The sequence below is a fragment of the Acinetobacter calcoaceticus genome (genome assembly GCF_016508255.1).
GTDB classification, from domain to species: domain Bacteria; phylum Pseudomonadota; class Gammaproteobacteria; order Pseudomonadales; family Moraxellaceae; genus Acinetobacter; species Acinetobacter calcoaceticus_E.
On record NZ_JADVKT010000003.1, the window covers coordinates 207,543 to 228,634 of the forward strand.

Genomic DNA, 21,092 nt, shown 5'->3' on the forward strand with positions numbered 1-21,092 from the left:
GAAGAGGATATAGAGGGAAATAAATAGAAAATAAAATGAGATGCTTAAAAACTAAAACCACCTTATACGTTATATAAGGTGGTTTTAGTCGAGTAAGCTTTTTTCGGATGAACCGATATTATTGTGCTTGAATCCATTTGTCTGCACGATCACGTGCTGTACGAATTTGTTCTTGAGTCAAGTTAGCAGCAAGAGCAGTTTTCTTACCTTCTGATAGGCTAATTACTTTATTGTCGAGCATGCCATCACGAGTTGAAAGTTCATACCACTGGTAAGCGCCAACGTAGTTTTTCTTTTGCTCTTCCATCATGGCGAGGTTATAGCTTGCACGGTTATCACCATTGCTTGCTGCCTTTTCAAAGTATTTACGAGCCATTGACTCATCTTTTCTAACACCAATACCGTCGGCATACATACGGCCTACGTTTAATTGTGCTGGAGATAAACCTTGATCAGCTGCTGCTTTGAACCATGTGAAAGCTTGCTTTTCATCTTTTTCTACATCTTTACCATATTGGTAGTGTGTACCAAGATAAAATTGTGCGCCTGCTTGACCAGATTTTGCAGCTTTCTGAAGGTCATTAACCCCCATTGTTGAAAAGCGTGCAGCCTGACTAGCAACCGATTGTGGCTGGGCGATATAATCTGCATGAGCCTGCATACTTAGCAGTCCTGCAAATATTGTGCTAAATAATGTCTTTTTCATAGTGCACTCACTCGATAAATAGCGACTTCACCAAACAAATTAGGAACATGTTTGCTTAACAGGCTTCCCTGCTGATTTCCATTGACGGCGAGTCGATTAATAATTTGTATCTGATTTTCAGCACAGAGTGCTTCGAAATCTTTAAATGTACATAGATGAATATTGGGGGTGTTATACCACATATATGGTAAAGCATCCGATACAGGCATCATACCTTTTAATGCAAGAAAAGAGCGAGTCTTCCAATGTGCAAAGTTTGGAAAAGTAATAATTGCCTGTTTACCCACACGCACCATGTCTCTTAATAAAACATCTGGTGCATCTACGGCTTGCAAAGCCTGTGCCATCACCACATAGTCAAAAGATTGGTCGGCAAAACGGCTTAAACCGAGATTCAAATCTTGTTGAATAATATTTAACCCGCGACTGACGGCAATTGCAATCTTTTCTTGATCAATTTCTAAACCATAAGCACGAATTTGATGCTTTTGGCTCATATGAGCGAGTAATTCACCGTCACCACACCCTAAATCGAGTACGCTTGAGCCAGGTTTAATCCACTTTTCTGCCAGTTGTTGATCAATACGCATTAGCTTGCCTCCAGTGATGTCGATTTTAAGTGTTCTTCACCGCCTAAGAAAGCGCGCATTGTTTTGACATACAGTGGAATAGGGAATAAGAACGAGTCATGACCTTGCTCAGCATCAATATCAAGGTAACTTACTGGCTTATGATTGGTAATAAGCGCATCTACAATTTCTTGTGAGCGACTTGGTGCAAAACGCCAGTCAGTTGTGAAAGAGACAATCAGGAATTGACATTTTGTTTTACCCATCGCTTCTGTGAGCGAATGGTTATATTCACGCGAAGGATCAAAATAATCCAAAGCTTTGGTCATAATGAGATAGGTATTGGCATCAAAGTTACGGCTAAACTGTTCGCCTTGATAACGAAGATAGCTTTCGACCTGAAATTCGACATCAAAACCATACATAAATTTGCCAGATTTTAAATCACGGCCAAATTTTTGTTTCATGGCTTCTTCTGAAAGATAGGTAATATGACCTACCATACGGGCCAAAATCAGGCCACGTTTCGGGTAGCTATCATTTTCTAAATAACGACCATGATGGAAGTCCGGGTCAGATAATATCGACTGACGGGCAACTTCATTAAATGCAATATTTTGTGCTGAAAGTTTTGGCGCACTGGCAATAATCACACATTTTTGTAAGCGGTCAGGGTAGTCTACTGACCATTGTAGTGCTTGCATGCCCCCTAATGATCCACCAACAACTGCATACCATGCATTTACCCCTAAACGATCAGAAAGCATGGCTTGAGTTTTAACCCAGTCGCGTACCGTTACTAGCGGAAAGTCAGGTCCATAAGGGCGGTTATCATTTTCAGGGTTTGGAGATATTGGACCCGTTGAGCCGCTACATCCGCCAATATTGTTGAGGGAAACTACAAAGAACTTATTTGTGTCGATTGCCTTACCCGGGCCAATACAGCTATCCCACCATCCGGCTTTCTTATCATCTTCATGGTGATAACCTGCTGCGTGATGATGTCCGGAAAGAGCGTGACAGATTAAAATGGCATTTGATTGATCTGCATTTAAAGTGCCATAAGTTTCGACCATTAATTCAAAACGTGGCAAAACACGACCACATTCAAGATGTAATGGTTCTTCAAATTGGAACTTTTGCGGAGTGACTAACCCCACTGAATCAGCTGGAAAAGACACGGGAACATTTCGCCTTTTAAATCTTTCAGGAATAAAAAGAAAGGATACCAAGCTAGGTATCCTTTCAAAAGAGTTTTTTTAAATTAAACAGCGGCGGCAACAACCTGATCTGTACTTAAAACTCCTTGATCAATCAATCGGTTGGTACATGCAATAATTGCTTCAATTGATGAGGTGACTGTATTGTCATGAACACCGGCACCAAATGAGCCTTTACCCGTGCCTTTAACTTGAAGCTCAATCAAAGTTAATGCTTTCGCATTTGCACCAGAACTGATGCTGCGCTCTTCATAGTTCAATACGTCAATTGGTAATTGAAGCGCATTTAAGAATGCAGAGATCGGTCCGTTACCTTCACCACGAAGTTGTTGTGTTTCACCTTCGACATCAACATCAAGCTCAATGATTTGAGTTCCATTAATGTCAGATAATCTGTAGTTTTTGACTGTGTAATGGTGATTTTTCACATCAACATACGTGTCTTTAAATAAGGTCCAGATTTCTTTTGCATTAATTTCTGTACCATTATCATCAGCATATTGTTGAACAACCTGACTGAATTCGATTTGTAAACGACGAGGTAACACAACGTTGTAGTTCGCCTCTAATAAGTAAGCGATACCACCTTTACCAGACTGACTGTTTACACGAATAACTGCATCGTAGTCACGGCCCAAGTCTTTCGGGTCGATTGGCAAGTAAGGCATATCCCAGATTTCTTCATTTTTCTGGTATTCAAAGCCTTTTTTGATTGCATCCTGATGTGAACCAGAGAATGCAGTAAATACCAAGTCGCCTGCATATGGGTGGCGAGGGTGTACAGGTAAACCAGTACATTCTTCAACCGTTGCAATCACTTCATTAATGTTAGAGAAATCTAACTCTGGCGCTACACCTTGGGTGTACATGTTCAACGCAATAGCTGCAACGTCAACGTTACCTGTACGTTCACCATTACCGAACACGCAACCTTCAACACGGTCAGCACCCGCCATAATCGCAAGTTCTGATGCAGCAATACCACAGCCACGGTCATTGTGGCAGTGAACAGAAATGATCACGCCATCACGACGTGCCAAATTACGATGCATCCATTCAATTTGGTCTGCATAAACATTTGGTGTAGAAACTTCTACAGTCGCGGGTAAGTTTAAAATCACTTTATGGTCAGGACGTGCATCCCAAATTTCTGTGACGGCATCACAGACATCTTTAGCGACTTCTAATTCAGTTGCAGAGAAACACTCTGGGCTGTACTGGAAAATCCAGTCAGTTTGAGGATATTGCGCCGCATACTCTTTAACTTTTTGAGCAGCATTAATTGCTAATTGTTTTGCGCCATCAACATCTACATTCAATACCTTTTGACGGAAGGTTGGAGAGTTAGAGTTGTAAATATGCACAATCGCGCGTTTAGCACCTGCCAAAGATTCGAAAGTACGTTCAATTAAATGATCACGTGCTTGAACCAAAACTTCAATGTATACGTCATCAGGAATGTGATTTTCTTCAATCAACATGCGAGTAAAATCGAAGTCAATTTGAGACGCAGAAGGGAAACCGATTTCAATATGTTTAAAACCGATTTTTACAAGCATTTTGAACATTTTGAATTTTTGTTCCATGTCCATTGGTTCAAAAATTGCTTGGTTACCGTCACGTAAATCGGTGCTCATCCAGATTGGCGCTTTTGTAATTTCGTTATTTGGCCATTGGCGATCTGGTAAATCCACTCGTTGGTACATACGGCGGTATTTTTTGCTAGGGTCAGCCAACATCATGAGAAAACTCCTTGTCTCGTAGCGCAGTTGCTCTGGATATATTTAAAAAGGCAACGTCTCTACTTAATATATGGTATCTAATTCAGAAAAATAAAAGGAAACTTCGAAGTGCTGCTTTAAAAAGCAGACAAAATATTTATACGCGCGCGTGGCGCAGCATCAGGAGTTGCAGATGATGTCTTGCTTGAAGAGGCGGGGCAAACAAGTAATTCGTTTTCATCTCTAGACCGTGAAATAATAAGTTTGGTGGTTTGCTGGTATGTTTATCATTTAGATATATCACATCTCAATGATAAGATTACACCTTGTGCAAAATTCTTATCATAATTTTAATTAAGTTGTTTAGAAAATAATTTTCTAATTTTGCACTGTTTATGATTTTATGGAAAATAATTTTCATATTTTTGCCATATCTAGGTAAAAATATTTATTTAGTCTTAATAAGGCAAAAATAAATGTAGTTACAGTTCAGCCCACTTTCGCATCAGATTATGATAAATATTAGTCAGTTTAATCACTTCACTATGGTTATCACCTAGCTGCATTCTCAAGTTTTGTACGGTTTGATCTAAGTTAAAAAGCATGTGACGTTCAGCATCATCACGCACCATACTTTGGACCCAGAAAAAAGAAGCAATACGACAGCCAGCAGTAATAGCAGTCACTTCATGCAAACTAGTAGATGGATATAAAATCATATCTCCTGCTGGTAACTTTACTTCGTGATAGCCATAAGTATCCTCTACGACAAGATCACCACCTTCATATTCATCGGGTTCACTTAAAAATAAAGTGCATGACAAATCAGTTCTAAGCCGTTCATTCGTACCTCGTATGCGACGAATAGAATTATCTACATGGAAACCAAAAGACTCCTGATTTTCATAACGATTAAAAAGAGGGGGGATGATATCAAGTGGAATTGCGGCAGATAAAAATAATGGGTGCTTGCCTAGCGCTTCAAGAATAATATTGCTGAGATGTTGGGTAAGTGGATGATCTTCAGGGAGTTGCTGATTGTGTTTTACAGTTGCAGAGAGCGTACCAGCGGTTACTTTGCCATTGACCCATTCAATTTTATCCATTTCATCACGAAAATATTGGACCTGTTCTTTACTCAATACATTGGGAATATGGTGGATCACGGTGATACCTGCGAGTAATAAATAGTAAAAAAATTAAAATAGCCTCTAACAATAGAGGCTATTTTATATCAGAACCCATAAAAATATTATGGGATTCTAAATTAACTTAGTATTTAAAGTTAATTGCGAGTACTGCACTACGACCTTCTGCTTCTGTTGCATAGTGAGAAGCATAAGCTTTAGTGAAGTAGCGTTTGTCAGATAAGTTGTTTAGGTTGAGCTGTAAATTAACGTTCTTATTTACATCATAACGAGCCATGGCGTCATAACGAACATAACCTGGAACATATTTGGTATTTGCAGCATCTCCAAATACTTTGTCCATAGCAACTGCACCAGCACCTACCGCCACTTGCGGTAATACTTTATATGTTGTCCAAAGAGTCGCTGAGTTTTTCGCTACGTTTTGTACTTGATTGCCATTTGTTGGGCTTGGAACATAGTTGCCATTACTATCTTTAGCATATCCACCATCAACAATTTCGCTATCTAGATATGTATAGCCAGCAGAAACTGCCCACTTCTCAGTAATATTGCCATTTGCACCTAATTCAATGCCGTCAACACGTGTTTCACCAATATTTCTTGTGAAACCATCGGTACCTAAAGCACGTGTATTGGTTTTTTCAGTACGGAAAATGGCGGCAGTTAAGTTCAAGCGATTATTTAGTACATCCCATTTTGTACCTAACTCATAAGTTTTAACTTCTTCTGGCTTAAGGTTGTTGATCGCTCTTGCTTGTTCGTCGGTTGTGTTACGACCTGGAACACTAATTCCTTCTGAACCATCACCAGCATCTACACCTACTGGGTTCGCTGAGGTTGCATAGCTTAAATAAATAGAACCATTCTCGGCAGGCTTAAATGTGATACCTGCTTGATAGTTAAAGAAGTCATTGCTTGAACTGTATTTTGTTCCAGCCTTGATGAGTGAGGCACCTGAGCCTGAGTCTTGATTATACTTAACATCAGTATCAAATTTATCCCAACGTACACCTAAGTCAATTAACCATTGCGGTGTAATTTCAATGTTATTTAATGCGTAAATTGACTGGGTCTTAGATGTAATGTTGGTAACATTTGGGTTTGCTTGTATACGACCTAACCATGGATCATTGGGATTAGGGTTATTAAGGTCAGTACACCAACCATATGAATTAGCAACAGAACAAGCATTGGTTGAGCCACTGCCTGTAATATTTGTAGTATTAGGATCAGTTACGATGTTCGTACCACGATCTGAGTCTTGCTTGCTATATTCAGCACCAATATTAAACGTGTGCTTAAGAGAACCGGTATTGAACTTACCTTTTAGTGATAACTGATCAGTAAAACTGTCTGTATCAGTAATATTGGTATTTACACGACGCCAAACCTTACCATTAACAATGTTGCCTTGGCTGTCATCTGGTTGAGTCCATAAATAATTGTTTTTAGATTTACCATACACCGCAGTATTACTGAGGGTTAGGTTATCATTGAAATCATGTTCGAGCTTAAATGTACCAATCTGGTTTTCTTGTTTTTGAAAATCGCGATCTTTCCAGCCGTAATAAATACCTTGTTTAACATTAACTGGTTTACCAACAGTTGCTTTTTTAATTACGTCGTATTGATAAGGAACGCCTGAATCAGGTGTATCATCAGTTTTTAAATAGTAATAACTGAGTGTTCCGCGGGTAGCGCTATCTAGACCAAAACTAATACTTGGTGCAATACCGGCACGTTTATATTCTGCACCATTACTTTGTCCAGCTTTGTCATTCTGATGCCCCATCACGACAACACGGGCAGCCACACCATTACCAAAGTCTTTATTGCCATCTAAGGTAACGCGTGCATAGTTATCTGTACCCCCAGCAACAGAACCTTCAAGTGAATCACCTTTTTTTGCGACTTTAGTAATCAGGTTAATGCTACCACCTGAACTACCCGCACCACCTAAAGCAGATGCAGAACCTTTAATCACTTCAACTTGGTCGACAGCAAACATTTCACGATTTTGAGATGTTGCACTACGAACACCGTCTACATACATCGAACTTTCTGAATTGTAGCCACGAATGAAAGGGCGGTCGCCATTTGGATTACCACCTTCACCTGCACCTAAAGTAATGCCAGGAACTGTACGTAATGCATCTGCTAAAGTCGTTACTTTCGTATCTTCAATAAGTTGTTTTGAAATAATTGAAACTGATTTTGGAGTATCTAAAAGGGGAGCTACGAATTTAGAGTTTGCTGACTGATCTACTTTTAAAGATTCTTCTTTTGTCGCTTGGGTATGGATCGTTGGTAATTGTGAAACAGCTTCTTGTGCCATTGCAGTTGTTGCAATCATCGAAAGGGATGAGGCGATTGCAGAGGAAACTATTTTTTTACGTGTTCTAATCAATGACATAACTTTCAGGGCTTAAATACAAAAGGTTATGCGAATAATAATGATTCTTATTTATATGTACAGTTTGTGTTAACTGGATTTCTCGATTGAATTGTGAAGATAAATTGAATAATCGAATAGTAATTTGTGCTTTTATGTAGCTAATTTACTGATTCTTAGTAAGTGTTTGCTAAAACGATTAAACTTGGATTTTGATTGTAATTTTAGATTTATGAAGAATAACTAAAAAATTAGTTTTACTTAAGGTTTTATGAAAAATATTTAAAGAATCATAAAATTACTGGGAAATTTACTACAATAACGACCTTAAGTTAAATGAAGTGATCGGTTAATTTTGTATATCTGGAAAGTTGTCATATAATACAGCACTTTTTTAAAAACTGTTCCTACTCACTAATTTTTATCGAGGAAGCCATGCAAGTAACGACTGAAGCGGTTTCGGGCGTTGCCCGTCGTTTAAATGTGTCTGTACCGACGAGCCGTATTAACGAGCAATTTGAAGCTCGTTTGAAGCGCACTGCCAAAACTGTGAAGATCAACGGCTTCCGTCCAGGTAAAGTACCTGAAAACGTTGTTCGTCGCGAATACGGTGCAAGCATTTATCAAGAAGTTGTAAATGACATCATTCGTGATAGCGTTTTTGAAGCAATTCAACAAGAAAAAATCAATGCGGTAGGTATGCCGAACATTGATAAAGTTGAACATAAAGAAGATGCTTTAGTTTTTGAAGCGACTGTAGAAGTTTATCCAGAAGTTGCAGTACAAGCATTCGACGGTTTAGAAGTTGAACGTAAAACAGCTGAAATTAAAGATGCTGACGTTGATGCTATGATCGAAAACTTGCAAAAACAACGTCAAACTTGGGCTGTAACCAAGGGTATGGCGAAAAAAGACATGCAAGTAACTTTCGATTTTGAAGGTACTGTTGATGGTGAGAAGTTTGAAGGCGGTGCTGCTGAAGACTTTAAACTTGTGTTAGGTTCAGGTCGTATGATTCCTGGCTTTGAAGACGGCATCATCGGCATGAAAGCTGGCGAAGAGAAAGTAATTGATGTTACTTTCCCTGAAGACTACCAAGCTGAAAACTTGGCTGGTAAAGCTGCTCAGTTCAAAATCACTGTGAAGCAAGTTGAAAAATCAAAACTTCCAGAAATTGATGCTGAATTCTTGAAAATCTTCGGTGTAACTGAAGAAGAAGGCGTTGAGAAATTAAAAGCTGACGTTCGCAAGAATATGGAACGTGAAGTTCGCAATGGTTTACGTAACCAAGTTAAACAAGCTGCTTTTGATGCACTTGTTGCTGCGAATGAAGTTGAAGTTCCAACTGCTATGGTTGCTCAAGAAATTGACCGTCAACGTCAACAAATGGTTCAACAATTCACTCAACAATTTGGTGGTGCAGGCGCGCAATCTTTTGACAAGAGCATGCTTCCTGACGAATTGTTCAAAGAACAAGCAGAGCGTTCTGTTAAGCTTGGCGTGTTAGTAAGCAAAGTTTTAGCTGATGCTAAACTTGAAGTTGATCAATCACGCGTTGATGCTTACATTGACGACATGGCTTCTTCTTACGAAGATCCAACTGAAGTAATTGAATACTTCAAAAATGATGCTCAACAACGTGCTCAAATCGAAGCAGTTGTATTAGAAGATCAAGTTGTTGATCACATCTTGGCTGCTGCTAAAGTGACTGACAAAGCTGTATCTTATGATGATTTGTTAAAAGAACAACAAGCTCGCCGTATGGGCTAATCTTTTAAGAAGTCAGAAAAAGGCGCTTTAGGCGCCTTTTTCATTTTTCATTATGTGGTTAATTTGAGTGCGACATTAAGTACTTAGGTATAAATAATATAATATTTCAGTGCGAACCTTTTGCAATTTGAGAAATTATCCCGCATATTGTTGCCATAGGTTAAGTCACAAAAAATTTAGGAATAAATAACGTATGTATGTTCCAACAATTGAAAATGCTTTAGTTCCTGTTGTGGTTGAACAATCTTCTCGCGGCGAACGTTCTTTTGATATTTATTCACGACTTTTACGTGAGCGCGTCATTTTTTTAACAGGTGAAGTTGAAGACAACATGGCAAACCTTATTGTTGCCCAAATGTTGTTTTTAGAAGCTGAAAATCCTGATAAAGATATCCACCTTTATATCAATTCACCGGGTGGGTCTGTGACAGCTGGTATGGCCATTTATGACACGATGCAGTTTATTAAACCTGATGTCGTGACATACTGTATGGGTCAGGCTGCTTCTATGGGTGCATTCCTGTTAAATGCTGGTGCTAAAGGCAAACGCTATTGCCTTGAAAATGCCCGTGTAATGATCCACCAACCATTGGGTGGTTTCCGTGGTCAAGCGTCAGATATTGAAATTCATGCGCGTGAAATTCTATTTATTAAAGAACGTTTAAACCGCTTAATGGCAGAGCATAGTGGTCAAGACTATGAAACTGTTGCTCGTGATACAGACCGTGATAATTTCATGACAGCGCAAGCTGCTAAAGAATATGGTTTGGTTGATCAGGTGTTAAGTAAGCGTCCGTAAGGAACTTCTTACATAAATAACTTGAGATGTTGAAAAACATCTCCATTTAGTTATCTATGCAGTGCATCTTGCCCTAATATTTAAGATTCTATTTGTGGAGTGAATATGTCCGAACATCCTCAAGGACAAAAACATTGTTCATTTTGCGGTAAAACGCAGTCTGAAGTCGGGAAACTGATTGCAGGTGAGGACGCATATATTTGTAATGAATGTGTGGATGTCTGCTTAGACCTTGTACAAACCAGCCAACAGGTTGAAGCAGGGGACTGGGCGAGTAAGGCATTGCCAAAACCACATGAAATACGTGCTGCGCTTGATCAATATGTGATTGGTCAAGATCTTGCCAAAAAGACACTCTCTGTTGCGGTTTATAACCATTATAAACGCCTAAAAGTTGGTCATAATGGCCATGTGTCTAAAGAAGTAGAAATTGCTAAAAGTAACATTCTACTGATTGGACCTACAGGTTCAGGTAAAACTTTACTTGCGCAAACATTGGCTCGCCTTTTAGATGTTCCATTTGCAATGGCAGATGCAACGACATTAACCGAAGCGGGTTATGTAGGTGAAGATGTTGAAAATATTGTACAAAAGCTTTTGCAAAAAGCGGACTACGATGTAGAGAAAGCTCAGAAGGGCATTATCTATATTGATGAAATTGACAAGATTACTCGTAAATCTGAAAATCCGTCAATTACACGTGATGTTTCTGGTGAAGGTGTACAACAAGCATTATTAAAAATGATTGAAGGTACAGTGGCTTCTATTCCTCCGCAAGGTGGACGTAAGCATCCGCAGCAAGAGTTTATCCAAATTGACACCTCGAATATCTTGTTTATTTGTGGTGGTGCATTTTCTGGTTTGGAAAAAATTGTACAGCAGCGTCAAGAGAAAGGCGGTATTGGTTTTACTGCTGATGTTAAAAACAAAGATGAAACCAAAAAACTTGCTGAATTGTTCCGTCAGGTTGAGCCAACCGACTTAGTGAAATTTGGTTTAATTCCAGAATTCATTGGTCGTTTACCCGTGATTGCGACACTTGAAGAGTTGGACGAAGAAGCATTAATGCAAATTTTGACTGAGCCAAAAAATGCATTAACTCGCCAGTATCAATATCTTTTCACCATGGAAAATGTTGATCTGATTTTTGAAGATTCTGCATTACGTGCTATTGCGAAGAAAGCACTTGAACGTAATACGGGTGCGCGTGGTCTACGTTCTATTATGGAGAACGTACTGCTTGAAACCATGTACGATTTACCAAGCCGTAATGATGTCGGAACAGTCATCATTAATGAGGCAGTAATTAATGGTCAAGCGGAACCTGTTTATAAGGCAGAGCGCCAACCTAAAGAAGCTGCAACGCAGGAAAGTGTTGCAAAGGCCGATTTAAAGGTTATTGATTCGAAGTCTGCTTAGATTTCATTCATCTAAAAAGCATGAATCACTGTAGTGATTCATGCTTTTTTTGTTTTCAATTTTTGTGGGCGGTGTTAATCTTAAAAATACAAAATACGCATAGTTTTGCGGTGTAAAAAATAAATCAAAAACAAAACGCTTTGAGGGATGCCATGCGTTATTTAATCGTATCTTTGTGTTGTGCCGGACTGTTTGTGGGCTGTCAAAGTTCATCTCATTTAGAAAAAAATACGGGTGAATTGACTGCAACCTTACCTAAAGTTGATGTAGATAAAGCACCTGGTGTATTTGATCAATACCATGTTGGTGGCTTTAGTATGGGTGGTTGGGTTAATCAAAAGTTGGGTCAGACCTTTGCACCAGTTAAACCACAAAATGCACAAGCTGCTGTAGTTTATCTATATCGTCCAGATACAAAATGGAATCGTCAGGAGATTGCGGCGATTAATCTATTTGTGAATGGCAAGCGAATTCCGAGCTTGCTACATAATCATTATTATTGGATTGAATTACCAGCAGGGACTTATCGTTTTGCTGCGAGCCGCCCTTTACTCGGTATTCATTTTCAAGAACCAAAATATATTGATATAACAGTAAATGCTGGAGCGTCTTATTATTTGAAATATGATGAAGAAAATAAAATTGAACGAAGCGAGCACACGGGGCCGTTTACGTTAATGCAGGACAATATTGGCCGTAGAGAAATTACTTTTACCGAATTGAAATCTTCAAGCTATAATTTCGTGGCAGAAGATGCTTCGGGTAAGATTCGACATAAGCCACAAGAATTAAAACCTGCCAAATATGATGAAAAGTCAGATGTCCATCTGATTAAGCCATTTAAATTATGGAACCCTTTAACTTGGTAATGGCCTACAAAAGATAAAGAAAAGTTAAGACTTTTCTTTATCTTTCATGAGTGGAGCAATAATTTTAAGCATCTCTTCTTGCATATGATCTCGTGCTTTTGGATCATTAAAGGTCTGTTGTCCTAACTCCATCATATATTCTGAAATTTGCCCCATAATCTGCACGTTTTTACGTGTAATTGATTGGCCTTCTGGGGTTTTCAAAAACTTAAGATTCGCTTGGATCTCTTCTTCAGAATATGTCTTTAAGTAAATATCTTGTAAGGCTTGTGCTGTTTTAGGATTGCTGATGAGTTGGTTACTTGAATCTTTCAAGAGTAAACCAAGCTTTTTCGCAGCTTCTTTTTCTTTCGGCCCTAAAGTTTTGATACCTGTAATATTACTAACGATCTGTTCAGCTTGTTGATCATAGTAAGGCGTTAATTCATTAATCGATTCTTTAAGCAGGTAATCAATTTGGCTCATTTGCATGAGTTCTTTAACTGAACTTAACTTAGCAGGAGAGGCAAATAAGCTTGTGGTAATGCAGCTTAGGCAAAGGCTAATTGAAAGATTTTTAAGAATAGGGCGAATAGTCATGAAATGACCTATATTCAATATATGGCGAGAGAGTGCATTTATTAATAGCACAGATTGAAGAAGTAATTGTTACAATTCTTTTCGGATTTTAAAATAAAAAAAGAAAGTAATAAAAAAGCACCGAATTCGGTGCTTTTCTTGATTAGCCTGCCGCAGCGTCGACTACTGGAATTTTACCAATTTTTGCTTGCCAGATTTTTGGAGCAATTGCATGAATAGATGTACCGTTTACATCAACTGCAACAGAAACAGGCATATCTTCAACTACGAATTTGTAGATCGCTTCCATACCTAAGTCTGCAAATGCAACAACTTCAGCTTCGCGAACAGCTTTAGATACAAGGTAAGCTGCACCGCCAACTGCCATTAAGTAAGTTGCTTTGTTGTCTTTGATTGCTTCAATAGCTGTAGGACCACGTTCAGCTTTACCGATCATGCCGAACATGCCAGTGTGCTCAAGTACTTTACGTGTGAATTTGTCCATACGTGTTGCAGTGGTAGGACCTGCTGAACCGACCACTTCATCACGAACTGGATCGACTGGACCAACGTAGTAAATGAACTTACCTTTAAGATCAACTGGTAATTCTTCACCATTGTCGATCATTTCAACCATACGTTTGTGCGCAGCATCACGACCTGTGTACATTGTTCCGCTAAGAAGTAATGTGTCACCCGGTTTCCAAGAATCCATTTCTGCTTGAGTAATTGTATCAAGGTTTACGCGTTTAGATTGTGAAGAATCCCAAGTTACAGATGGATAGTCTTCAAGTTTTGGTGCCTGAATATGAGCTACACCTGTACCATCAAGCTGGAAGTGAGCATGACGAGTAGCAGCACAGTTAGGAATCATACCGACTGGTTTACCAGCAGCATGACATGGGTAATCTTTAATTTTAATATCAAGAACAGTTGTTAAACCACCAAGACCTTGAGCACCAATACCAAGTGCGTTTACTTTTTCAAAGATTTCGAGACGAAGTTCTTCGATTTTGTTTTCTGGCCCACGACGAAGTAATTCGTCCATGTTGATTTCTTCCATGAGTGCTTCTTTAGCAAGCATCATGGCTTTTTCAGCAGTACCACCAATACCAATACCGAGCATACCTGGAGGACACCAGCCTGCACCCATTGTTGGAACAGTTTTAAGTACCCAGTCAACAATTGAGTCAGACGGGTTAAGCATCGCAAGTTTAGATTTGTTTTCTGAACCGCCACCTTTAGCAGCAACAGTAATGTCTACTTTGTTACCCGGAACGAGTTTGTAGTGAATTACAGCAGGGGTATTATCTTTTGTATTTTTGCGACCAAATGCAGGGTCAGCAAGTACAGATGCACGAAGAACGTTGCTATTTTCAAGGTAACCTTGGCGAACACCTTCATTTACTGCATCGTCTAAGCTCATTGTTAAATCAAATTTAACATCTAAGCCCACTTCAAGGAAAACGTTAACAATACCAGTATCTTGGCAAATTGGACGATGACCTTCCGCACACATGCGAGAGTTAATTAAAATCTGTGCAATTGCATCCTTTGCAGCTTGGTTTTCTTCGCGATCATAAGCACGGCTCATCGCTTGGATAAAGTCTTGCGGGTGATAGTACGAAATAAACTGTAGGGCGTCCTTGATTGATGTAATCAAGTCATCTTGTTTGATAATCGTTGTCATACCAGAAAATCTCTTGAGCGGGCTGTTAGCTAGCGGGCTAAATTATATGATAAAAAGATAGCGTTGTGGGAGATTGGTTGATCTTTTGACCGAAAGTCGCATAAGACGATGTGGAATTTATTTAAATGCGAGAAAAAGAAAAAGTCTTTATTTTTTAGTACCTAAAATAAAAAAAGCCATTTGAGCGGACATCAAATGGCGAGAGGTAGAACTGGATAAAATTTATTAATTATTTGGCAGCAGCTTGCTGTTCTGCCTGAATTGCGGTTAATGCAATGGTAAAGACAATGTCATCGACCAATGCACCACGAGACAAATCATTTACGGGTTTGTTTAGGCCTTGCAGCATTGGCCCAACACTTACAACATTCGCAGCACGTTGTACCGCTTTATAGGTGGTATTACCCGTATTTAGGTCTGGAAAAATAAATACATTGGCACGGCCAGCAACGCGTGAGTCAGGTGCTTTTTGACGTCCTACACTTTCAACGGAGGCAGCATCGTATTGAAGCGGACCATCAATAAGTAAATCAGGGCGACGTTGCTGAGCAATTTGAGTTGCTTGCTGTACTTTTTCAACATCTGCACCTGTTCCAGAAGTACCAGTTGAGTAGCTGATCATGGCAATGCGTGGATCAATTCCAAATGCTTTTGCCGAGTCAGCAGACTGAATTGCAATTTCAGCAAGCTGGTCGGCTGTTGGGTCTGGATTAATTGCACAGTCACCGTACACATAAACTTCATCTGGTAAAAGCATAAAGAAGATAGAAGAAACCAGTGAGTACGAGGGTGCAGTTTTAATCAGCTGAAATGCTGGACGGACAGTATTTGCCGTGGTGTGTACAGCACCTGAAACCAATCCATCGACTTGGTCTAAAGCTAACATCATGGTACCAAGTACTACGGTATCTTGAAGCTGCTCTTTTGCCTGAAGTTCGTTGATTTTACCTTTACGCAGCTCAACCATTGGTGCCACATATTGCTCGCGAATACTATCTGGATCAACAATTGCTAAGCCGGCTGGTAACTCAATACCACGAGCTTTTGCAACATCTTGAACTGCTTCTGGTTTTGCCAGCAAAATACAGTCAGCAATACCACGTGCCTGACAAATTGCCGCAGCTTGAATGGTACGAGGCTCATCACCTTCAGGTAATACAATTCGTTTTTTCGCAGCAATCGATTTTTGTACAAGCTCATGACGAAAAGCCGATGGCGATAGGCGAGGGGTAGCGGCATTGTTACTGTGCTGCTTAAGCCATTCGACATCAATATGACTTGAAACAAATCGAGTGACTTGCTCAGCACGTTCCGTATCGTCTATTGGAATTTCATTGCCAAAATCAGATAAGCGCTGCGCAGTTTCCAATGTATTTAAACGGGTATGTAAAATTGGTAAACCTTGTTTAATCGCACTTTGACAAAATTCTAAAAGCTCAGATGCTGGTGCTTCTCGTTCCGTAAGAACCAAGCCCGCCAACGGGATACCATTACTGGTTGCCAAACTACTTGCAAGTAAAACGTCGGTACGTTCAGAAGCACTAATAATCAGCTCGCCAGCAATGAACTTATTTAGCTCATATTCAATGTTTGAAGCAATTAAACTTGAATGCAAAATACGACGTGTTTTAGCTTCACCTTGATGTACCCATTGCCCATCAATGACATTCGCAATATCGAGTGTTCTAGGAACACTTAGCGTATTACTAAATGGGACTAGGCCTATAATAGGTAAGTCGTTTGAACCGAAATAACGATTATATTTTTGCAACTCAGTTGTAAATTTTGCGATATCTTCAGTCGGACGTAATGATGGATCAAACGCAACTGGAATTTGTGCTGTCTCTTCAGTTAAACCACGTGTACGCATAAAGAGTACGCCGGCAGTACGGTTTGAAGCCGCACCACCAAACTGGCGCAAGTGAGCATCTACTTTCTCTGCGGTTTTTTTAGGATTTTGAATATCTGCGGTGCTGACTAAAACGACCTCTGCATCAAGCGCTTGTGCAAGGCTCGCGTTAAGCTCACTGGCAAAATGGTCTTGTCCATTCGGCAATAAACCTTCCACAATAATGACATCATGATTTGCGGCAACACTGCGATGTAGGCTAACAGCTTCTTCGAGTAATTCATCTACTTCCCCGGCGGCAATAAGCTGAGTTAACTTTTCATGCGAAATAGATTGAACCGTTTTACTTTGAAATAAATGACCAAATAATGAAGTTGTTCGGTCAAGATGCTCTTGGTCTTCTTGAGAAAATGGTTTTAAAAAGCCTGCTTTAATCCCGTTGCAATCAAGTGCGTAAATCATGCCTAAACAGGCAGAGGTTAAGCCAACCCCTTCGCCTGTAGGAATCAATAAAATTGTATTCATATCAGCCTATAAATAAATGAGTATCAAGTTTTCGCGAAGATCTGATTAAGCAAGGCTTGCTACAGATGCGGTATTTTCTGCTGCTTCAACAACCTGACGAGTTTCTTTAGCAATTCGACCTTCTTCGTCTGTTGGAATGACCCAAATTTGTGGGCCTGTTCCATTGTCGATTCGACCTTCTGTGCCACGTTTTAAGTTGTTGTTTTTATCTTTATCAAGCTCTAAACCAAAGTGAGGTAAATAAGCTAAAGTTTTTTCACGAATATAAGCTGAGTTTTCACCAATACCACCTGTGAAAATTAAACCGTCCAGAGTTGGTAACCCACAGCTTAATGCTGCAAGTGATTTTGCAAGGCGATAACTAAAGACTTCAATTGCAAGGCTCGCATCTTCATTGCCATTTTCTGCTGCTTCAATAACTGTACGCATGTCATTAGACAATTGTGATAAGCCAAGCAAGCCACTTTCATTATTTAAAACCTTATCAATTTTAGCCAAGTCCCAACCGAGGTTTTTCGCAAGGAAGCTATGTAAGCTTGGGTCAACGTCACCACTACGAGTTCCCATCACTACACCTTCAAGTGGAGTAAGGCCCATAGAAGTATCCATACTTTGTCCGTTCCATACCGCACAAGTTGAACTGCCGTTTCCTAAGTGTGCTGTTAACCAACCTCCCTTTTTCAGGTTGCCTGAGAGTTCACTTGCTTTGTCAGAAACATAGGCATGGCTTGTACCATGGAAGCCATAACGGCGGACATTATGGTCAGTATATAAAAACTTAGGAATTGCATAACGGTATGCATGCTCTGGCATAGTTTGGTGAAATGCAGTGTCAAATACGGCAACTTGAGGTAATTCAGGAAATAGGCGTACAGTTGCGTCAATGCCAATTAAGTGTGCAGGGTTATGAAGTGGAGCCAAAGGAGTCGCAGCACGAATACGTTCAATAATTTCAGGAGTGAGTAATTCTGCCTTGGTTAAACTGCCGCCATGGACAACACGATGTCCGATTGCTTGCGGTTTATAGTTGGCAAGACGCGCAAGTAAAGTTTCTAAAGCTTTGGCATGGTCAGCGTAAGGGATCGAAAGTTCAAGTGGTTCACCGCCTACAGTCACACCCTTAATACGGGCATCGGCTGCTCCCAAGTTTTCTGCTAAACCATAAATACGATCTTCACGACGTTCTGAAACCAGAGCATATTTAATAGATGAAGAGCCGCAATTGATAACTAATACTGATATAGCCACGTTGAAATACCCACGTCCTGATTTAAAATTATTTTCCTAACTTCCTGTTCAATAGGCATTATTTCTAAATACACTTTGAACTGGTTGTCATGTTTTAACATGTGTTGTTTTTCTGTCCAAGATAGACTTTAGCCCATTAGACTTAAGCACTATCGACCATTAAATTATTTATAACTAATATTTATCCAATATAAACCTTAATCACTGTATTCCTTGTTTTTTTATGCGGAGAGAAATGAGTTTTTTGTATATATTTATAAAGAATGAATTTTCATTTAATGTAATTTTCAAATATTTGGTATAAATTTTTTATGAAAAAGATGTGCTGGTATTTTAATCAAGGTTGAGGGGGATATTACAAATAATATACGTAATTGAAATTAAGTTTTAATAGTTTATATATAGGCTAAAACGAATAAATCATAAACATTTTTAATATAAAACTAAGTATAAAAAAGTCGATATCTATACATTTCTAATGATATTTTATTACTTTGATATTATGGGAATTTTCTCATATTTATTCGTGTTTAATGTGCCTGTAAATATAGTCAAAAATAAAACCAGTCCCATGTTTAAAACTTAAACATTATTTGTCTTTAATGCTGACGTCTGAAGATTACTACAGCGTTATAAGGGCTTGCATGTCGCTTTTTGCCTTAATAATATTGTTCATCCCTTTTCCAAATGATTGTGCAATATATCATTTGGTCTATTTTTATTTTCCGGCTTATCCGGTTGTACAGGAGCGTCCAGAATGGACTTGCCGAATCCAGTATTGGCAAAAGTTACCGAGCGTGTAATCGCACGTAGTCAAAAAACTCGTTCTGCATATCTACAACGTATTGAACATGCACAAGGCAAATTTCCTGCTCGTGGCGCACTTTCATGTGCCAATCTGGCTCATGGCTTTGCGGGCATGGAAGATAATGAAAAACTAATTATTAAAGTCGGTCGTGAGCCAAATATTGGTATTGTGTCTTCATATAATGAAATGCTCTCGGCCCATGCACCTTATAAAACATTCCCTGACTTAATTAAAACAGCCGCTCGTGAAAATGGCGGTGTGGCGCAGTTTGCAGGTGGTGTACCAGCAATGTGTGACGGTATTACTCAAGGTAATGCTGGCATGGAGTTGTCATTATTTTCACGTGAAACGATTGCGATGAGTACGGCTATCGCACTGTCTCATAACATGTTTGATGCGGCATTATGTTTGGGTGTCTGCGATAAGATTGTGCCGGGTTTACTCATTGGCGCATTGCAGTTTGGTTATTTACCAACGATTTTTGTACCTGCTGGTCCAATGTCAAGCGGTTTATCTAACGATGAAAAAGCCAAAATTCGTCAGCAGTTTGCTACAGGTCAAGTTGGACGAGATGCCTTACTAGAAGCTGAGTCAGCAGCCTATCACGGACAAGGAACTTGTACATTTTACGGTACAGCCAACAGTAACCAAATGCTGATGGAAGTGATGGGTTTACATTTGCCAAGTGCGGCTTTTGTTCATCCACATACCCCATTGCGTGATGCACTCACCGCAGAAGCTGCAATTCGTGTTCTTGATTTAACGGTTGAGCGCGGAAACTACACACCGATTGGTCATGTCGTTGATGAGAAAGCCATTATAAACGGTATTGTGGCATTGTTAGCTACAGGTGGTTCAACCAATCATACTTTGCACCTTATTGCGATTGCTCGCGCTGCTGGCATCTTGATTGACTGGGATGACTTCGATGAGCTGTCTGCTGTGGTTCCATTGCTCGCAAAAATCTATCCAAATGGTAAGGCTGATGTAAACCATTTCCAAGCTGCGGGTGGCGTTGCTTTCCTCATTCGTAACTTGCTTGAAGCAGGTTTGTTGCATAACGATGTAACGACAGTGGCTGGTAAAGGTCTACAGCATTACACCAAAGAACCAAAACTGATTGATGGCAAGCTCACTTGGGTCGATGGTGTGGTTGAAAGTCTTGATGACAAAGTCTTACGTAGCATTGATGCACCGTTTCAACCAGATGGCGGCTTACGTTTAATGCAAGGACGTTTGGGGCGTGGTGTGATCAAGATTTCTGCTGTTGCGCCTGAACATCGTAAAGTTAAAGCACCAGCAATTGTGTTTGATTCTCAAGAAGCCGTACAAGCTGCGTTTGATCGTGGAGAGTTACACCGTGACTTTATTGCCGTTGTTCGTTTCCAAGGCGCACGTGCTAATGGTATGCCTGAATTACATCGTCTGACGCCTGTATTGGGTGTTTTACAAGATCAAGGTTTTCATGTGGCATTAGTCACTGATGGCCGTATGTCAGGTGCTTCAGGCAAAGTTCCAGCAGTGATTCATTTATCTCCAGAGGCTTTACTCAACGGTCCGATTGCTAAAGTGCAAACGGGAGATATGTTAGTGATTGATGCTGAGGCTGGCGTACTCGATGTTGAAATAGATGACGATGTATGGCAGTCACGTCCTGTTGCACAACCTGAACATCAGGCAGAAAACGAAGTCGGCTTTGGCCGAGAATTATTTGGTGTTTTTCGTGCTGCTGCTGCGCCAGCTGAACATGGTGCATCTGTGTTTGGTGCATTGGTTGGTGAAACCATTCAACCTTAGA

15 protein-coding genes are annotated in these 21,092 nt (G+C 39.8%); 5 read left to right on the top strand and 10 right to left on the bottom strand.

The genetic code is table 11. The features are described 5' to 3' along the window. Positions 1 to 118 precede the first annotated feature (118 nt). The 6 genes from I5515_RS08645 to I5515_RS08670 all read right to left on the bottom strand — a co-directional run bounded on the left by I5515_RS08645 (position 119) and on the right by I5515_RS08670 (position 7,780). On the bottom strand, positions 119 to 706 hold the full coding sequence (locus I5515_RS08645; protein ID WP_199965833.1) for a tetratricopeptide repeat protein: 588 nt from the start codon (positions 704 to 706) through the stop codon (positions 119 to 121). Further along, on the bottom strand, positions 703 to 1,296 hold the full coding sequence (metW, locus tag I5515_RS08650) for a methionine biosynthesis protein MetW (RefSeq protein WP_001217230.1): 594 nt from the start codon (positions 1,294 to 1,296) through the stop codon (positions 703 to 705). Before metW ends, I5515_RS08645 begins: the two co-directional genes overlap by 4 nt. Beyond that, positions 1,296 to 2,456, bottom strand: coding sequence for a homoserine O-succinyltransferase MetX (metX, locus tag I5515_RS08655; RefSeq protein ID WP_199965835.1), 1,161 nt, complete (start codon positions 2,454 to 2,456; stop codon positions 1,296 to 1,298). Before metX ends, metW begins: the two co-directional genes overlap by 1 nt. Before the next feature lie 83 nt (positions 2,457 to 2,539). After that, on the bottom strand, positions 2,540 to 4,237 hold the full coding sequence (leuA, locus tag I5515_RS08660) for a 2-isopropylmalate synthase (RefSeq protein ID WP_199965837.1): 1,698 nt from the start codon (positions 4,235 to 4,237) through the stop codon (positions 2,540 to 2,542). 461 nt (positions 4,238 to 4,698) lie between these two features. Continuing rightward, entirely contained in the window at positions 4,699 to 5,382 is a 684-nt protein-coding gene (locus I5515_RS08665) for a Fe2+-dependent dioxygenase (RefSeq protein ID WP_199965839.1), read from the bottom strand. Positions 5,383 to 5,488: 106 nt separating this feature from the next. Then, positions 5,489 to 7,780 carry a TonB-dependent receptor gene (locus I5515_RS08670; RefSeq protein WP_199965841.1) on the bottom strand — a complete coding sequence of 764 codons (2,292 nt, stop codon included), beginning with the start codon at positions 7,778 to 7,780 and terminating at the stop codon, positions 5,489 to 5,491. A 414-nt stretch (positions 7,781 to 8,194) separates the two neighbouring features. Here I5515_RS08670 and tig point away from each other — a divergent pair, with 414 nt between their 5' ends. From tig to I5515_RS08690, 4 genes are all read left to right on the top strand, one after another. Then, the gene (tig, locus tag I5515_RS08675) at positions 8,195 to 9,529 is read left to right on the top strand and encodes a trigger factor (RefSeq protein ID WP_199965843.1); all 1,335 of its coding nucleotides are present in this window, start codon (positions 8,195 to 8,197) and stop codon (positions 9,527 to 9,529) included. Positions 9,530 to 9,722: 193 nt separating this feature from the next. Continuing rightward, a complete protein-coding gene (clpP, locus tag I5515_RS08680; protein ID WP_002114870.1) occupies positions 9,723 to 10,328 on the top strand; it encodes an ATP-dependent Clp endopeptidase proteolytic subunit ClpP in 606 nt (201 codons plus the stop codon). A gap of 105 nt (positions 10,329 to 10,433) precedes the next feature. After that, the gene (gene clpX, locus I5515_RS08685; RefSeq protein ID WP_199965845.1) at positions 10,434 to 11,747 is read left to right on the top strand and encodes an ATP-dependent protease ATP-binding subunit ClpX; all 1,314 of its coding nucleotides are present in this window, start codon (positions 10,434 to 10,436) and stop codon (positions 11,745 to 11,747) included. A gap of 152 nt (positions 11,748 to 11,899) precedes the next feature. Next, positions 11,900 to 12,616 carry a DUF2846 domain-containing protein gene (locus I5515_RS08690; RefSeq protein ID WP_199965848.1) on the top strand — a complete coding sequence of 239 codons (717 nt, stop codon included), beginning with the start codon at positions 11,900 to 11,902 and terminating at the stop codon, positions 12,614 to 12,616. A gap of 24 nt (positions 12,617 to 12,640) precedes the next feature. Here the strand turns inward: I5515_RS08690 and I5515_RS08695 are convergent, their stop codons facing one another. The 4 genes from I5515_RS08695 to I5515_RS08710 form a co-directional block, all read right to left on the bottom strand. Then, positions 12,641 to 13,195: a DUF2059 domain-containing protein gene (locus I5515_RS08695; RefSeq protein WP_003654848.1), complete on the bottom strand. Its 555-nt coding sequence runs from the start codon at positions 13,193 to 13,195 to the stop codon at positions 12,641 to 12,643. Positions 13,196 to 13,337: 142 nt separating this feature from the next. Further along, positions 13,338 to 14,864, bottom strand: a complete 1,527-nt coding sequence (locus I5515_RS08700) for a fumarate hydratase (RefSeq protein ID WP_199965850.1) — start codon at positions 14,862 to 14,864, stop codon at positions 13,338 to 13,340. Positions 14,865 to 15,093: 229 nt separating this feature from the next. Further along, positions 15,094 to 17,238, bottom strand: coding sequence for a phosphate acetyltransferase (gene pta, locus I5515_RS08705; protein ID WP_199965852.1), 2,145 nt, complete (start codon positions 17,236 to 17,238; stop codon positions 15,094 to 15,096). Between the two features lie 45 nt (positions 17,239 to 17,283). Continuing rightward, entirely contained in the window at positions 17,284 to 18,486 is a 1,203-nt protein-coding gene (locus tag I5515_RS08710) for an acetate/propionate family kinase (protein ID WP_199965854.1), read from the bottom strand. A 757-nt stretch (positions 18,487 to 19,243) separates the two neighbouring features. Between I5515_RS08710 and edd the strand changes: the two genes are divergently transcribed. After that, the gene (gene edd, locus I5515_RS08715) at positions 19,244 to 21,091 is read left to right on the top strand and encodes a phosphogluconate dehydratase (RefSeq protein ID WP_199965856.1); all 1,848 of its coding nucleotides are present in this window, start codon (positions 19,244 to 19,246) and stop codon (positions 21,089 to 21,091) included. Position 21,092 lies beyond the last annotated feature (1 nt).

Bases quoted from the DNA above. Each gene is read 5' to 3' on its own strand.
- tig (WP_199965843.1), top strand. From the start codon at position 8,195: ATGCAAGTAACGACTGAAGCGGTTTCGGGCGTTGCCCGTCGTTTAAAT.
- I5515_RS08690 (WP_199965848.1), top strand. From the start codon at position 11,900: ATGCGTTATTTAATCGTATCTTTGTGTTGTGCCGGACTGTTTGTGGGC.
- edd (WP_199965856.1), top strand. From the start codon at position 19,244: ATGGACTTGCCGAATCCAGTATTGGCAAAAGTTACCGAGCGTGTAATC.
- pta (WP_199965852.1), bottom strand. From the start codon at position 17,238: ATGAATACAATTTTATTGATTCCTACAGGCGAAGGGGTTGGCTTAACC.
- leuA (WP_199965837.1), bottom strand. From the start codon at position 4,237: ATGATGTTGGCTGACCCTAGCAAAAAATACCGCCGTATGTACCAACGA.
- clpP (WP_002114870.1), top strand. From the start codon at position 9,723: ATGTATGTTCCAACAATTGAAAATGCTTTAGTTCCTGTTGTGGTTGAA.
- I5515_RS08700 (WP_199965850.1), bottom strand. From the start codon at position 14,864: ATGACAACGATTATCAAACAAGATGACTTGATTACATCAATCAAGGAC.
- I5515_RS08695 (WP_003654848.1), bottom strand. From the start codon at position 13,195: ATGACTATTCGCCCTATTCTTAAAAATCTTTCAATTAGCCTTTGCCTA.
- I5515_RS08670 (WP_199965841.1), bottom strand. From the start codon at position 7,780: ATGTCATTGATTAGAACACGTAAAAAAATAGTTTCCTCTGCAATCGCC.
- metW (WP_001217230.1), bottom strand. From the start codon at position 1,296: ATGCGTATTGATCAACAACTGGCAGAAAAGTGGATTAAACCTGGCTCA.
- I5515_RS08645 (WP_199965833.1), bottom strand. From the start codon at position 706: ATGAAAAAGACATTATTTAGCACAATATTTGCAGGACTGCTAAGTATG.
- clpX (WP_199965845.1), top strand. From the start codon at position 10,434: ATGTCCGAACATCCTCAAGGACAAAAACATTGTTCATTTTGCGGTAAA.